The organism is Myceligenerans pegani, from assembly GCF_014892515.1.
Classification (GTDB): Bacteria; Actinomycetota; Actinomycetes; order Actinomycetales; family Cellulomonadaceae; genus Myceligenerans; species Myceligenerans pegani.
In genome coordinates, this window is the sequence record NZ_JADBGR010000098.1 from 53,684 (window position 1) to 67,577 (window position 13,894).

At 73.6% G+C, this 13,894-nt stretch carries 13 protein-coding genes and 1 tRNA gene; 8 read left to right on the forward strand and 6 right to left on the reverse strand.

Annotated elements, in window-relative coordinates; genetic code table 11:
* The first annotated feature begins 5 nt into the window (after positions 1–5).
* Genes IIE03_RS16670 through IIE03_RS16685 form a run of 4 tightly spaced genes read left to right on the forward strand, consistent with a single transcriptional unit; the run spans position 6 to position 5,624 of the window.
* Positions 6–1,292 carry a hypothetical protein gene (locus tag IIE03_RS16670; RefSeq protein WP_192863893.1) on the forward strand — a complete coding sequence of 429 codons (1,287 nt, stop codon included), beginning with the start codon at positions 6–8 and terminating at the stop codon, positions 1,290–1,292.
* A complete protein-coding gene (locus tag IIE03_RS16675; RefSeq protein ID WP_318843029.1) occupies positions 1,289–2,386 on the forward strand; it encodes a glutamate ABC transporter substrate-binding protein in 1,098 nt (365 codons plus the stop codon). The genes IIE03_RS16670 and IIE03_RS16675 overlap by 4 nt, the downstream gene beginning before the upstream one ends.
* On the forward strand, positions 2,383–4,548 hold the full coding sequence (locus IIE03_RS16680) for a serine/threonine-protein kinase (protein WP_318843030.1): 2,166 nt from the start codon (positions 2,383–2,385) through the stop codon (positions 4,546–4,548). The genes IIE03_RS16675 and IIE03_RS16680 overlap by 4 nt, the downstream gene beginning before the upstream one ends.
* The gene (locus IIE03_RS16685) at positions 4,545–5,624 is read left to right on the forward strand and encodes a PP2C family serine/threonine-protein phosphatase (RefSeq protein ID WP_192863894.1); all 1,080 of its coding nucleotides are present in this window, start codon (positions 4,545–4,547) and stop codon (positions 5,622–5,624) included. The genes IIE03_RS16680 and IIE03_RS16685 overlap by 4 nt, the downstream gene beginning before the upstream one ends.
* Here the strand turns inward: IIE03_RS16685 and IIE03_RS16690 are convergent.
* Positions 5,593–6,924 carry an MFS transporter gene (locus IIE03_RS16690; protein WP_192863895.1) on the reverse strand — a complete coding sequence of 444 codons (1,332 nt, stop codon included), beginning with the start codon at positions 6,922–6,924 and terminating at the stop codon, positions 5,593–5,595. The two genes, IIE03_RS16685 and IIE03_RS16690, sit on opposite strands and share 32 nt — an antisense overlap.
* 280 nt (positions 6,925–7,204) lie before the next feature.
* Between IIE03_RS16690 and IIE03_RS16695 the strand changes: the two genes are divergently transcribed.
* The 3 genes from IIE03_RS16695 to IIE03_RS16705 all read left to right on the forward strand — a co-directional run bounded on the left by IIE03_RS16695 (position 7,205) and on the right by IIE03_RS16705 (position 8,335).
* Positions 7,205–7,360 (forward strand): hypothetical protein, encoded by a 156-nt coding sequence (locus tag IIE03_RS16695; protein WP_192863896.1) that lies wholly within the window; start codon positions 7,205–7,207, stop codon positions 7,358–7,360.
* A 193-nt stretch (positions 7,361–7,553) separates the two neighbouring features.
* A complete protein-coding gene (gene orn / locus IIE03_RS16700) occupies positions 7,554–8,192 on the forward strand; it encodes an oligoribonuclease (protein ID WP_318843031.1) in 639 nt (212 codons plus the stop codon).
* Positions 8,193–8,259: 67 nt separating this feature from the next.
* Positions 8,260–8,335, forward strand: a tRNA-His gene (locus IIE03_RS16705).
* An 89-nt stretch (positions 8,336–8,424) separates the two neighbouring features.
* Here the strand turns inward: IIE03_RS16705 and IIE03_RS16710 are convergent.
* The 5 genes from IIE03_RS16710 to IIE03_RS16730 form a co-directional block, all read right to left on the reverse strand.
* Positions 8,425–9,849 carry an acyltransferase family protein gene (locus tag IIE03_RS16710; RefSeq protein ID WP_225997898.1) on the reverse strand — a complete coding sequence of 475 codons (1,425 nt, stop codon included), beginning with the start codon at positions 9,847–9,849 and terminating at the stop codon, positions 8,425–8,427.
* 121 nt (positions 9,850–9,970) lie between these two features.
* On the reverse strand, positions 9,971–10,882 hold the full coding sequence (locus tag IIE03_RS16715) for an ATP-grasp domain-containing protein (protein WP_192863897.1): 912 nt from the start codon (positions 10,880–10,882) through the stop codon (positions 9,971–9,973).
* A 109-nt stretch (positions 10,883–10,991) separates the two neighbouring features.
* Positions 10,992–11,696, reverse strand: a complete 705-nt coding sequence (locus IIE03_RS16720; RefSeq protein ID WP_318843032.1) for an ABC transporter permease — start codon at positions 11,694–11,696, stop codon at positions 10,992–10,994.
* On the reverse strand, positions 11,693–12,352 hold the full coding sequence (locus IIE03_RS16725) for an ABC transporter permease (RefSeq protein WP_192863898.1): 660 nt from the start codon (positions 12,350–12,352) through the stop codon (positions 11,693–11,695). The genes IIE03_RS16720 and IIE03_RS16725 overlap by 4 nt, the downstream gene beginning before the upstream one ends.
* A gap of 113 nt (positions 12,353–12,465) precedes the next feature.
* On the reverse strand, positions 12,466–12,825 hold the full coding sequence (locus IIE03_RS16730; RefSeq protein WP_225997899.1) for a winged helix-turn-helix transcriptional regulator: 360 nt from the start codon (positions 12,823–12,825) through the stop codon (positions 12,466–12,468).
* A gap of 121 nt (positions 12,826–12,946) precedes the next feature.
* Here IIE03_RS16730 and IIE03_RS16735 point away from each other — a divergent pair, with 121 nt between their 5' ends.
* On the forward strand, positions 12,947–13,807 hold the full coding sequence (locus IIE03_RS16735) for an SDR family oxidoreductase (protein ID WP_192863899.1): 861 nt from the start codon (positions 12,947–12,949) through the stop codon (positions 13,805–13,807).
* The last annotated feature ends 87 nt before the right edge of the window (positions 13,808–13,894 follow it).

The following is a 13,894-nucleotide window of genomic DNA, read 5'->3' on the forward strand; positions in this document are numbered from 1 at the left end:
CGCCGATGACCGTGGCCGCACCACACCGGCCCGGCTCGCACGCTCTCCCGGACGGCATCGCCCGGCGTGCCGCGAACGCCGTGTCCGGCACGCCGGGGCGCCTCGGCCTGGCACAGATCGCCTCCGTGCTGGCCTGTGTCGCCCTCGGGATCTCCGGGTTCCTCGCGGGTACCGGCCAGTCGGCCGACCTCGACGTCGCCCACGCCGACGCCGTCGACCTCGTGGCGACGCAGGACCTGCGCAACCACCTCGTCTCGGCCGACGCGGCGGCCACGAGCGCCTTCCTGGTCGGTGGGCTGGAACCCACCGCCATGCGGGAGCGCTACACGGCGAACCTCGCCGCCGCCGCACGCGCCGTGCCCCCGCTCGCCGCCCGCACCCCCGAGCGCGCCGAGGAACTGGCCGCCGTGTCCGACGCCGTGCAGCGCTACTCCGGCCTCGTCGAGTCGGCCCGCGCCAACAACCGGCAGGGCCTCCCCGTCGGCACCGGCTACCTCGACCTCGCGTCCGCGACGCTGCGTGACGAGGCGCTCCCCGTGCTCGACGACGTCGCCGAGAACATCACCGCGCGCATGGACGGCCACCTGGCCGCCGTGTCGATGCGGCAGACGCCGTTGCTGGTGGCGGTGGCCGGACTCGTCGTGCTCGGGCTCGTGCAGTGGTGGCTGGCCCACCGCACCCACCGCATGATCAGCCCCTGGATGGTGGTCGCCACGGCCCTCGCCCTGGTCGGCTGCCTCGCCGTGGCCATCGGCGTGATCGGCGGCAACGTCGTCGCGCGCAAGGTCGCCGACGGCCCCTACGCCGCCACCGTCGCGACCTCCGCCGCCCTCGCCGAGGCCACGGACGCCAAGTCGCAGGAATCGCTCACCCTGATCAAGCGCGGGTCGGGGCAGGAGCACGAGGACCGGTTCCAGGACTCCACGGCGCGCGCCGCCGCGCTGCTGTCCGTCTCCGACGAGGCCGCCGGGGACGAGCGGCCCACCGGCGCCCTCCTGCGGGCCTGGCTGGACGGCCACGCCGAGATCCGCGAGCTGGACGACGCCGGCCGCTGGGAGGAGGCGGTGTCCGCGGCGATCGCCACGGACGACGGCTCCTCCCTGGCGGCGTTCGAGGACTTCGCCGACCGCGCGACCCGGGACGTCGCGGTCACCGGCGAGCGCGCCGCCGCCCAGCTCACCAAGGCGTCCGCCGTGTCCTCCGCCACCGGCTGGATCGCCCTGGTGGCCGGGCTGCTCGCCGCGGGCATGACCGCCACCGGCATCTGGGCGCGGCAGAAGGAGTACCTGTGAACGCCGTCGCCCGCGGTCGCTCGGTGCCCGGGCGTGCCGGACGGCACCCCGGGGCCCGGCGCCTCGCCGCCCTGATCGTGTCCGGGCTCGTCGTCGTGGCGCTGGCCGCCTGCGCGATGCCGCGCGCCACGACCACCAGGCTCGACGACGTCGTGCCGACCCACGGCGACGCCGGCCGCCTCCCCGATGCCCGCGCCGGCCACGGACCGCCGTCGGACACCAGCGAGTCGGAGATGAGCGAGTCGCTGCGCGAGGCCCTGGACGAGCGCCGGGAGTGCACCGACGGCACGCCCGCGACGGCGTCGTACGCGCCGCAGGGCGCCAAGCCGGGCGTGGTCCCGGAGGGATCCACCATGGCGCGGATCCGCGAGCGCGGCGCGCTGCGGGTCGGGATCTCGGCGGACACGCTGCGCATGAGCGCGCGCGACCCGTTCACCGGCCGCATCGAGGGTTTCGACATCGACGTGGCGCGCGCCGTCGCGAAGGCGATCTTCGGCGACCCGAGCCGCGTGCGGTTCCGGGTGATCACGTCCGCGCAGCGGGAGCAGGTGCTCGTCGACCACGAGGTCGACATGGTGGTGCGGACGTTCACGATCACGTGCGAGCGCTGGGAACGCGTCGCGTTCTCGGCCGAGTACTACCACGCGGGGCAGAAGCTCCTGGTGCCGTTGTCGTCCGGCGTGAAGGGCGTCGGGGATCTCGACGGGCACCGCGTGTGCGCGTCCGAGGACACGACGTCGCTGGCGCTGCTGCGGACCTGGAAGGGCGTCGAGCCCGTCGCCGCCGCGACGCACACCCAGTGCCTGGCGATGTTCCAGCAGGGCCGGGTGGACGCCCTCACGGGCGACGACACCGTCCTGGCGGGCTTCGCCGCGCAGGACCCGTACGCGAAGGTGGTGGGCGATGCGGTCAGCGACGAGCCCTACGGCATCGGTGTCCCGGCCGACCAGGTGGATCTGGTGCGGTTCGTGAACGCGGTGCTGGAGCAGCGGGCCTCGAGCGGCGGCTGGCGCGCGAGCTACGACCGCTGGCTGTCCGACGTGCTGGGTGGCGCGCCCGCGCCGCCGGCCCCGGTCTACGGACGGGCCGCGTGATCGGGGTGCGCGACGGCGGCGGGTCCCGGCCGGACACGTCGGCCCGGACGACGCGGACGCCGGCCCTCGCGGTCCGCGCGCCGGGCGCACCCGGCGGCACGGCGGCGACGAGTTCGTCGCGGCTGGGCGCGACGGCGCTCGGGTCGGCCATCGCCACGGTCTCGCGGGACACCCACGTGCACAGCACGTCCTCGCCCTGGCTGCGCGAGAAGCGTCTCGGCGCCGGGCTCACCGTCGTGCCCACGCCCGAGGTCCAGGACCCGCTCGAGTCCGTGATGGAGCATCCGGAGCTCGCCGAGGCGAAGCGATTCTGCTCGGCGTGCGGTGAACCCGTCGGCCGGGCGCGCCCCGGGGTGCCGGGACGGACCAAGGGCTACTGCGCCGCGTGCGGCACCCCGTTCGACTTCGCGCCGTCGCTGTCGCCCGGCGAGATCGTCGGTGGGCAGTACGAGGTGGTCGGTTGCATCGCGCACGGCGGCCTCGGGTGGATCTACCTCGCCCGCGACCGGAACGTCGCCAACCGATGGGTGGTGCTCAAGGGACTGCTGAACGCCGACAGCGCGGAGGCGTACGACGTCGCGGTCGGCGAACGTGAGTTCCTCGCCGAGGTGGAGCACCCGCTGATCGTGGAGATCTACAACTTCGCGCGGCACGCCGGCGCCGGCTACACGGTCATGGAGTACGTGGGCGGGCGCTCGCTCAAGGAACTGCGCGCGGAACGGGGCTCCCCCTTCCCGCCGGACCACGCCATCGCCTACCTGCTCGAGATCATGCCGGCGTTCACCTACCTGCACGACCACGGCCTGCTCTACTGCGACTTCAAGCCGGACAACGTGGTGGTCCAGGGCGACACCGTCAAGCTCATCGACCTCGGCGGCGTGCGACGGATGTCGGACATGACGACGCTGATCTACGGCACGCGCGGCTACCAGGCCGCGGAGGTGTCGCAGGTCGGTCCGTCCGTCGCGTCGGACATCCACACGATCGGGCGTACCCTCGCGTCGCTCGTCCTGGACTTCCCGAGCACCAGCGTCCACGAGCACACCCTCCCGCCCGTCGAGGAGACCCCGCTGTTCGCCCGGCACGACTCGCTGCACCGGTGGCTCGTCAAGGCGTGCCACCCCTCGCGGGACGATCGCTTCCTCACGGTCGACGAGGCGCGCGGGCAGCTTCTCGGGGTGCTGCGCGAGGTCGTCGCCCTAGAGCGGACGGGAAGCGGCGGTGCGACGGCGTCCGCCGCGTCGGCCCTGTTCGGCGTCCCGCCCGCCGACGGCTCGGGCGGCCCCCTGAAGTGGGACGAGATGCCCGAGCTCGTCCCCGACCCGACCGATCCGATGACCTCGTGGGTCGCCGGCGTGAACCTCACCGATCCGGTCGCGCGCATGGACCAGCTCGCGCTGGCCCCGCGCCGGTCCGTCGAGGTGCTGCTCGCCGAGGCCCGCGCCGCGCTGGAGATCGGTGAGCTGGCGCGGGTGCGCGACACCGTGAGCCAGATCCTGTCCCTGGACCCCTGGGAGTGGCGCGCCGCCTGGATGGAGGGCCTGGCCGATCTCGCCGAGGGCGACGCCGCCGGTGCTGCCGCCGCGTTCAACGCCGTGTACGGGCAGATCCCGGGCGAGCTCGCGCCGAAGCTGGCCCTCGCCTGCGCGTGCGAGCAGTCGGGCGAACTGGGGGTGGCGCACGAGATGTACGCGGTCTGCGCCCGTACCGACGCCAACTACACGGGTGCGGCCGCGTTCGGCCTGGCCCGGGTCCGCCTCGCGCGGGACGACCTCGACGGCGCGCTCGACGCGCTCGACTTCGTGGTGCCCACCCGCGGCTCGTACGGGGACGCCCGCCTCGCGCGCGCCCGCCTGCTCATCGGGTCGGGCCGCGGCCTGCCCTCCCTCGCGCAGGCCGCCGAGGTGATCGACGACGCGCCGGTGTCCCCGCGGATGCGCACCCAGGTCGTGGTGGAGGCGCTGCAGCGCGCGCTCGACCACGTCCTGCGGCACGGGCCCGAGCCGGGCCTCCGCGTCGCGGGCGCCGAGGCCACCGAACCCAGCCTGCGCGACGCCCTCGAGGCGGGCCTGCGACGGCTCGCGCAGTTCACCGAGAGCCGCCGCGCTCGTGTCACGCTCGTCGATCGGGCGAACTCCGTGCGACGCTGGACGCTGCGATGAGCACTCCTGACGAGAACACCAAGTCACGCTGCCCGCGCTGCGGAGAGCTCTCCGCACCCGGAGCACGATTCTGCGAGCAGTGCGGCTTCGACCTGCGCGGCGAACCCGTCGAGGGCGGGGTGACCGGGGCCCCGCCGACCGAGCCGATCCCGGTCGTCACGGTGGTCGACACGGACCCCGATTCGTCCGTCACCCCTCCCCCGGCCCCCCTCTCCGAGCGTGACCACTTCACCGAGAAGCCCGCCGGGTGGGTCGCCGGCGTCTGCGACCGTGGCGTGCGGCACGCGCGCAACGAGGACGCGATGGCCCTGGCCGCCTCCGGCCCCGGTTCGGCGAGCGGCACGGCGGCGCTCGTCGTGTGCGACGGCGTGTCGAGCGCGCCGAACTCCGACGTCGCCTCGCTGGCGGCGGCACGCGTCGCCCGGGACGCGCTGGTCACGTTCGAGCCGGTCGGCTCCCTGCCCGTCCGGGGGAAGATCGAGCGCCGGGTGGCGGAATGGACCCAGGCGATGGTGACCGCCTCGCGGGAGGCCGGGGCCGCCGTCATCCGCACCGGCGACGAGATCGCTCGCGAGGCGGCGAGTTCGGGCCACGGCGGCATCCCGGTGATCGACCCGCCGGCCTGCACGTTCGCCGCCGCGGTCGTGGACTCGGGCCTGGTCGTGGCGGGCTGGCTCGGCGATTCGCGCGTCTACTGGCTGCCCGACGACGGCGCCGCGGAGCAGCTGTCCGTCGACGACTCATGGGCCCAGGAGATGATCGCCGCGGGCTTCTCGCGCGAGGAGGCCGAGCACTCCCCGCAGGGGCACGCCATCACGCGCTGGCTCGGGCGCAGCGCGCCGGACCACGACGCGCACTGCGCCGCCATGCTGCCGGAGGTTCCCGGCTGGGTGCTGGTCTGCTCGGACGGGCTGTGGAACTACTGCTCCGAGGCGGAGGACGTGGCCGACCTCGTGCACCGGCTGTCGGGCGCGACCGTCGACCCGTCGGAGACCGCGGCGGCGCTCGTGCTGTGGGCGAACGCGGCGGGCGGGCGAGACAACATCACCGTGGCACTGGCCCGGGTGGAGCCGTAACCTCCTCGGGCCGAGCCGGGAGCTCCCCGGCCGGAGCCGGGGCCTTCGTCCTGACCCACAGCCCGGCGGCGCCGGCCAGCAGCAGCGCGGCCACGTTCACCGCGACGATCGCCCGCCAGTCCCACACGACCAGGAGCGCGGCGCCCGCGACCGTGAACAGCACCTGCGGGAAGTTCAGCAGGAGCTGGCTCGCGGCCGCGGTGCGGCCCTGGAGGCCGGCGGGCGTGACGATCTGCCGTTCGGTGACGTAGGCGACGACGGCCGACGTCGTCCCGAAACCGAGCGCGAGCTGCGCCACCACCACGAGCGGCACCATCGCGAGCAGCAGGGGCGCGAGCCCCACGCCCGCGAGCAGGATGCCGACCGCCACCACGCGGCCACGGCCCCACCGCAGCATGAGGCGGGGCGTGAGCCCTCCCGCCACGAGTCCGCCGACGCCCTGCAGCACCAGCAGCGGGGGCAGCCACGCGTTCGGGATGCCGACGTCCTCGAGGATCGCGAACACCACGCCGTTGACCAGCCCGATGAACGCGAACGCGACCAGCATGACGTTCGTCAGCGGGCGGAGCGGAACGGCGGCGTACAGCTGCCGGAACCCGCCCGCCAGCTCGCGCACCGTCACGCGCTGCTCGGGCGGGACCACCGATTCCGTGAACCGCAGGCACGCGAACACCACGGCCGCGCCGACGAACGCCACGGCCGTCGCCGCCACCAGGACGTACGGCCCCGCCAGCGCGTACGCGCCCGCCCCTGCGAACGGCATGGCGACCCGGAACACCTGGTCGATCATCGCGAGCCGGGCGTTGGCGTGCCCGAGGGCCTCGTCCGGCAGCAGGTCCTTCAGGAGCCCCGACTGCCCGGCGGCCGTCACGTAGGCCACCAGCGCGTAGAGCACCGTGACGGGATAGATCATCCAGGCGGTCCCGGCATCGTGCACCCAGAACAGCGGGACCAGGCACGCCGCGCCCAGCAGGTACGTGACCGCGAGCAGCTTGCGGCGCGACACCCGGTCCGCGAGGACGCCGAGGAACGGCGAGGCGAGCGCCGGCAGGCCCAGCATCGCGAACGTGAGCCCACCGGCGGCCGCGTTCCCCGTGAGATCCGCCACCCAGATCGCCACGATGAGCATCAGCGCCGAATCGGCGAAGTTCGTCAGCGCCCAGCCCGCGGTGAGCCAGCGGAACGTCGGCGTCCTCAGGTGGCGCGAGGGCTCGGCGACGCCGGGCACGGCGGCCGGCCCGGTGGGCGGCTCGGCGGCCGACTCGGTGGCGCGGCGCCCGGGGGGCGCTGATCGGGGCATGGCTGGACGCTAACAGGCCCTCACGCACGTCCTCCTGACAGGTCGCGGCGGACGTCCTCACGGCCGACGCCACGAGAGGGCCGGACCGCCTGTGTCCTTCGCTACGGGCAGCAGGGCTCTGCTACCAGGAAAAAGCCGTGCGTCAGGTGCGTGGGACCTGAGAGTCTTCAGACACACCGCGGTGGCGTCCGCCTGGTCCCGACGACCGGGTGGTGGAGGGGTCCGGCCAGACCCTGCGCCGGGTTCGTCCCGGCAGTCCAGCGTCACGAAGGGCACTCACGTGCACACCATCGATTACACCCTCATCCGGGCTCTCCATCAGGAGCAGCTCGACCACGCCGAGGACCTGCGGCGCGACCGGCGCCAGCGCCAGCAGCGCGCGGACCGGAAGCTCCGGGGCGTACTCCGTCCCCGCCGTCGGACCTCGGTCCGTTGACCCGGCCGAACCGCAGGCCGAACAGTCCTGCGGCCACCGGAATCCAGCGACACGCCGACAGATCTCGATTCTGTCGGCGTGTCGCTTTTTCGTGCCCGTGGGGATCCGATGCGCGGGTCGCCGGCACGTTGCAGCGGTCGCAGCACGGTCTCGCGGACGACCTTGCCTGACGGCACGTCGTAGGCTGGGCGCCGTGAGCACCAGTCCCGCCGACCGTATCGTCTGGATCGACTGCGAGATGACCGGGCTCGACGTCCGTACCGATGCGCTCGTCGAGGTCGCGGCCGTCGTGACGGACTCCGAGCTGAAACCCCTGGGCGACGGGATCGACGTCCTCATCAAGCCCCCCGCGGAGGCGCTGGCCCGGATGGGCGACTTCGTGCGCGACATGCACACCAGGTCGGGTCTGCTCGACGAGCTGTCCGGCGGGCTGTCCCTCGCCGAGGCCGAGTCCCGGGTGCTGGAGTACGTTCGCGAGTGGGTGCCGGTCAAGGGCAAGGCCCCGCTCGCCGGCAACTCCGTGGGCACGGACAAGGCGTTCCTCGACACCCACATGCCGGAGCTCTCCGGCCATCTGCACTACCGGATCATCGACGTCTCCTCCATCAAGGAGCTCGCCCGGCGCTGGTACCCGCGCGTCTACTTCGCCAGCCCCGACAAGGACGGCGGCCACCGGGCGCTCGCCGACATCCTGGAGTCGATCGACGAGCTCCGCTACTACCGCGAGGCCCTGTTCCCGGCGCAGCCTGGCCCCGACTCGGAGGCGGCGCGCGCGGCGGCGGCGAAGGTGAAGGAGACGTCGGTCACGAAGCGGCCGGCGAGCACGGATTAGATGCGAGGTCGAGGACCGACCTCATGTATGCTTTTCGTCGGCCGCTGGTCCGTCACCGGCAGGCATGGTGGGCGTAGCTCAGTTGGTAGAGCATCGCGTTGTGGTCGCGAGGGCCGCGGGTTCAAGTCCCGTCGTCCACCCCAGTGAAGCGGCAGGTCAGCTCGTACAGGTTGACCTGCCGCTCTCGTATTCCGGCCTCTGTGTGCCTGTCCCGGGCGTGTCGTGGCGTCTTCTATGTCGACGGTTCCGCGGCGGATCCCCGCCGAGCGCCGGCACGCCCGAACCGGAGCACCGCGGCACTGCCGAGAACGAGCACGAGCGCCCCCAGGGGGAGGCCGAACGGCTCGTGCGGGCCGCCGGCGGTCCCCGCGACCGTGAGCCACAGCAGGCCGGCGACCGCCGCCGTGTACGCGGCGACGACCGCGCCGGTCCGCGCGGCCAGCGCCGCGAGGCCGGTCGTGGCCTGCGTCGGCGGACGGCCGACGACGCGGGCCTCCGTCCGCCGCGCCGCGGCCCGCGTCTCGACCGGACCGAGCAGGATCACGAGGACCACCAGGACGATCGCGAGGGCCGCGAGCCATGGCACGCGTCCGAGCCACCACCCGGCCGTGCCCGGGTCGCTCGGCGGCAGGAGCCCGAGCGCGTCGAGGGCGAGGGCCCCGGCGAACGCGGCGACCAGGTGCCACAGGTACACCGTGAGGACGACGGTGTTGACCGCGACGACGAGGGCCCAGGGCTGAGAGCGGTGGAGCCACCCTCGCGCCGCCCGTGCCACGAGCGCGGCGAGGCCGAGCTGGGCGACGGCGAGGGTCAGGAGCGCGAGGGTCGGCGGCGACGGGTTCTGGACCGCGGCGTCCGGCACGGTCACCATGCTCACCGGGTACGGTCCGGGCCCGGTGAGGAGAAGGAGAGCGCCCAGGCCGACGGCGACGAGCGCGGCCGCCTGCCGGGTCCCGAGCCGCAGGGTGCCGTCGTACCAGGCGTAGCCCACCTGATGGATGGCGAGCCAGCCGAAGGCGAAGCTGCCGGCCGCGACGAGTTCGTTGCCCGTCGTGAGGCGCAGCGCGTCGCCGGCCGCGACTCCGGCGACCAGCGCGGCCGGCACGGCGAGTCCGTGACGTTCGTGGAGTCGGTGGGTCCAGGGCGTCAGGGCGGTCACGCCGAGATAGACGACGAGGAACCACAGCGGGAGGAGCACGAGTGCGACGGCCTGCTCGACGAGGTCGTGCGCGACGCCGGCCGAGCGGGCGACGGTGGCCCCCGTCGCCACGACGAGCAGGAACACGGTGATCGGCGGGAACAGCCGAGCACTGCGGTCGAGCAGCCAGCGTGTCGGTGTCTCGCCGCGGCGGCGCCCGCCGGTCCAGGAGATGGCGTTGGCAGCGCCTCCGACGAGGAAGAACACGGGCATGACCTGGAACAGCCAGGTCAGCGCGTGCGCCCACCGCAGCTCGGGCAGGGCGGTGAAGCCGGTGAGCCGTCCGTCGCTCGTGCGCTCGACGGTCACGATCAGCCAGTGCCCGAGGACCACGGCACCGATCGCGGCGGCGCGCAGCAGATCCAGGTCCCGCCGGCGCGACGCCGGCGTCCGCGCTGCGAGATCCCGGATCGAGGTCACCATTCCCCCGAGGACTCGTCCCGGCGGGTGCACGGCCATGAACACACCCCCGCTCTCCACGGTAACCCTCACCGGGCGCGCGTCCATGACGGCCGTCCACGACGGCCGGACCGATCAGGACGACGCCGTGCCCGGCCGCGGCCCGTTCGCCGCGGCTCCGTTACCCGAGTCGCTCGACGATCGCGTCCGCCATCGTGCCGAACGCGTCCACCTCACCGGCCAGCTGCATCCACAGCGACGGCTCGGTGAGTTCCAGCTCCATGAGCATCGGCGTTCCGTCGTCGCCGGTGACGAGGTCGACGCGCGCGTACAGCAGCGGCTCGCGCGCGCCCAGTTCGGCCTGCGCCACCTCGAGCGCCTTCCGCGCGACCTCCACCTGTTCGGCGGACGCCGTGAAGGGCGCCATCTCCTCCACCGCGTACAGCCCCTGCGTCGGCCGGACCGGGCCGCTCAGCAGGGCGTTGCGGCGCACGGAGTGCGACAGCTCGCCGTCGAGGAACACCAGGCATGCCTCGCCCGCCGTGTCCACCGAGGTGACGTAGGGCTGGATCATGGCCCAGCGGCCGCCGTCGAGCAGGCGCTTCGCGTGCTCGATCGCCAGGCCGCGTGACTCGGCGGACACCGGCTGGTACCGCCCCGTGTCGTTGGCGCCGGCGCTGACCACGGGCTTGACCACGAAGTCGCCGAACGCCGGCATCCGGGTGTGCACGGCGCGCTTGGACAGGTGCCGGGCCGGGTCGAGCCAGATCGTCGGGATCACCGGGACGCCGGCGGCCTCGAGCGTCCGCAGGTAGCGCTTGTCGGTGTTCCACTCGAGCACGTCCGCGCAGTTGAGCAGCCTCGGCACCGACTTCGCCCAGGCGACGAACTCGTCCCTCCGGGCCGAGTAGTCCCAGGTGGAGCGGACCACGACGAGGTCGTACGCGGACCAGTCCGCCGCGGCGTCGTCCCAGATCGCGGGCTCGGCGGCGACACCGCGCTCGGCGAGTGCGGCGACCAGCGGCTGGTCCCCCTTGTCGAGCTCGGGCAGGACGGAGCAGGTGGCCAGGGCTACGCGGCGGTTCTCAGTCACACCGCGAGGGTAGCGGCGCCGTCCGGCGCGCGTCGCACGGGGCCCACGTTCCAGACGCCGCCCACGTTCCGGACGCCGCGCCCGGTGTCCGGCGACGGTGGGGGCGTCGTCACGGCTCCACCGGCGCCTTCCGCGGCCGCCGCGGCCTCCCGTTCACGCGCAGCGGGGCCGGGGTGACGAGTCGCTGCGCCACCGCGAGGACGCCGTCGAGCACCAGCGCCAGCAGCGCGACGACGATGCCACCGGCGAGCACCTGGCCGTAGCGCTGGGTGCCCATCCCGAAGGCGATGATCTGGCCGAGCCCGCCCCCGCCCGCCAGCGCCGCGAGCGGGATCGTGGCGACGACCTGCACGATCGTGGTGCGCAGGCCCGCGGCGATGAGTCCGGTGGCGAGCGGGAGCTCGACCTGGAAGAGGACGCGCGTGCCGGACATCCCCATCCCGCGCCCGGCGTCGCGTGCGGCAGGATCCGCTCCGCGCACGCCCTCGTACGAGTTCACGAGGAGTACCGGCACGGCGAAGATCGCGGCGGCGAGCACGGCGGCACCGTTGCCGAAGAGGCCACCGGCGGCGAGCAGCAGGATGATGCCGAGGGTGGGCACGGCGCGGGTGGCGTTGCCGAGCGTGACCATGGCACCCGATCCCTGGCCGGTATGCCCCAGCCAGGCGCCGAGCGGGATCGCGAACACGGCCGCGATCGCGACGGCGATCGCGGTCATGACCAGGTGCTCGACCGTCAGGTCGATGATCCCGTCGCTCCGTGTCCAGGTCAGGGGGTCGTTGAGCCAGACGAGGGCCTCGGTGAGGACGTTCACGCGCGCCTCCTCTCGCGCCAGGGGGTGAGGGCGCGACCCCCGGCCCAGATCGCGACGTCGAGCACGACCGCGAGGAGCACGCAGGCCAGCGTCGCGGCCATGATCTCCGCGCGGTAGAAGTTGTTGCGGAAGCCCTGGAACATCAGCTGCCCGAGCCCGCCGTAGCCGACCACGACTCCGACCGTGACCATCGCCACCGTCGACACGGTGGCCAGGCGCAGGCCCGCGACGACGGACGGCAGCGCGTTCGGCAGCGACACGTGGACGAGGACGCGGCCCGGGCCGTAGCCGAGCCCGCGAGCGGCGTCGAGCACGGCCGGGTCGACGGCGTCGAGCCCGGCCACGGTGTTGCGGAGGATGACGAGCAGCGCGTAGGCCACCAGGCCGATGAGCACCGGGGTGCGGCCGATCCCGAGCAGCGGCGCCAGGATCGCGAACAGCGCGAGGCTCGGCACGGTGTAGAGCACCGCGGCGGTGCCGATCACGATCCCGGCCAGCCAGCGGATCCGGGAGACGAGGATGCCCAGCGGCACCGCGATGACCGTGGCGATCGCCACCGCCTCCACCGTGAGCACGGCGTGCTGGACGGTGTGCTCCCAGAGCGTGTCCGCGTTCTCGACCACGTAGGTCCAGGAGAACCAGGGATTGGCCGCCATGAGAGAGGACGCTATCGCGAGTGACCGACATCGACGAGGGAAGCGCCGCGGCCGCCCGGCCGGGGAACGGGCCCCGTGCCCGTGCCGCGGCCGGGCGACATCAGCCGACGACGTCAGCGGGCGACGGCGGTCTCCAGGACGTCGGCCAGCGCCCGCAGGTGCCCGGCGACCTCGCGGCCGAGGGGGGTGAGCTCGTACTCGACGCGAGCGGGGATGACGTCGATCACGTCGCGGACGACGAGGCCGTCGCTCTCCAGGGTGCGCAGGTTCTGCGACAGCATCTTCTCGCTGACGCCGTCGACGCGGCGGCGCAGTGCGTTGAACCGGGTCCGGCCCTCGAGCAGGGCGAGCAGGGCGAGCGAGGCCCATTTCGAGGTGACGTCGTCGAACACCGCGCGCGAGGCGCAGTCCCGCGCGAACACGTCGGCCACGAACGCTGTGCTGGGTTCGGCCATGTCGCCGTGCTGCGTCATCGGGCTCCTCTCCTGTCGAGCCGGTGCGGGTCGTGCCTGTCGAGCGGCGCCTCCCATCCTACAGTGCCACCCTTCGGTATGGTACTTTCGATTTGAAAGTACAACCGAGAGGGAGCCGAACATGTCACAGGTCTATGCCGTCACGGGAGCATCAGGGCACCTGGGGCGTCTCGTCGTGACCGAGTTGCTCGCCCGCGGCGTCGAACCGCACCAGGTCGTCGCGATCGCACGGACGCCGGGCACGCTGGACGATCTGGCGGAGCGCGGGGTGCAGGTGCGCGAGGGCGACTACGACCGCCCGGAGACGCTGAACACGGCACTGGCCGGGGTCAGCCGCCTGCTCCTGGTGTCGGGCTCGGAGATCGGCCGGCGGGTCCCGCAGCACACCGCGGTGATCGAGGCGGCGAAGGCCGCCGGCGTCGGGCGAATCGCCTACACCAGCGTGCTGAAGGCCGGCAGCACGAGCAATCCCGTCGCGCCCGAGCACGTGGAGAGCGAGAAGGTCCTGCGCGCGTCCGGGGTGCCGCACACGATCCTGCGGAACAGCTGGTACCTCGAGGTGTACACGGATCAGGCGGCCCAGTACCTCGCCACCGGCCGCATCCTGGGCGCCACGGGCGGCGCTCCGGTCTCCGGCGCCCCTCGCGCCGACTACGCGGCCGCCGCGGCCTCGGCACTCCTCGAGAACGTGGACGGCAACCAGGTGTACGAGCTCGGCGGCCCGGCCTTCACCCTCGCCGACCTCGCTGCCGCGATCACGGAGGCCACGGGCACCACGGTCGTGTACGAGGACCTCGCGCCCGAGGCCTACCGATCGGCCTTGACCGGGGCCGGGCTCGACGAGGGCACGGTGCGCTTCCTTGTCGGCCTGGACGCCTCGATCGCCGCCGGTGAGCTCGCCACCGACAGCGACGACCTCCGTCGCCTCCTCGGGCGCGAGCCCGCCGCTCTCGGCGAGGCGGTCAAGACCCTGCTGGGCTGAGTGCGCGGGGCCGCTGGGCCGAGCGCGCGGTCCGGTGCTCTCGCGAGCGCTGGGCCGCGCGCCCTGCCGCTTCTGTGGGGAGCGTCA

Coding starts and splice junctions, on each gene's coding strand:
- IIE03_RS16735 (WP_192863899.1), top strand. CDS start 12,947: ATGTCACAGGTCTATGCCGTCACGGGAGCATCAGGGCACCTGGGGCGT.
- IIE03_RS16690 (WP_192863895.1), bottom strand. CDS start 6,924: ATGCCCCGATCAGCGCCCCCCGGGCGCCGCGCCACCGAGTCGGCCGCC.
- IIE03_RS16685 (WP_192863894.1), top strand. CDS start 4,545: ATGAGCACTCCTGACGAGAACACCAAGTCACGCTGCCCGCGCTGCGGA.
- IIE03_RS16725 (WP_192863898.1), bottom strand. CDS start 12,352: ATGGCGGCCAATCCCTGGTTCTCCTGGACCTACGTGGTCGAGAACGCG.
- IIE03_RS16710 (WP_225997898.1), bottom strand. CDS start 9,849: ATGGCCGTGCACCCGCCGGGACGAGTCCTCGGGGGAATGGTGACCTCG.
- IIE03_RS16730 (WP_225997899.1), bottom strand. CDS start 12,825: ATGACGCAGCACGGCGACATGGCCGAACCCAGCACAGCGTTCGTGGCC.
- IIE03_RS16670 (WP_192863893.1), top strand. CDS start 6: ATGACCGTGGCCGCACCACACCGGCCCGGCTCGCACGCTCTCCCGGAC.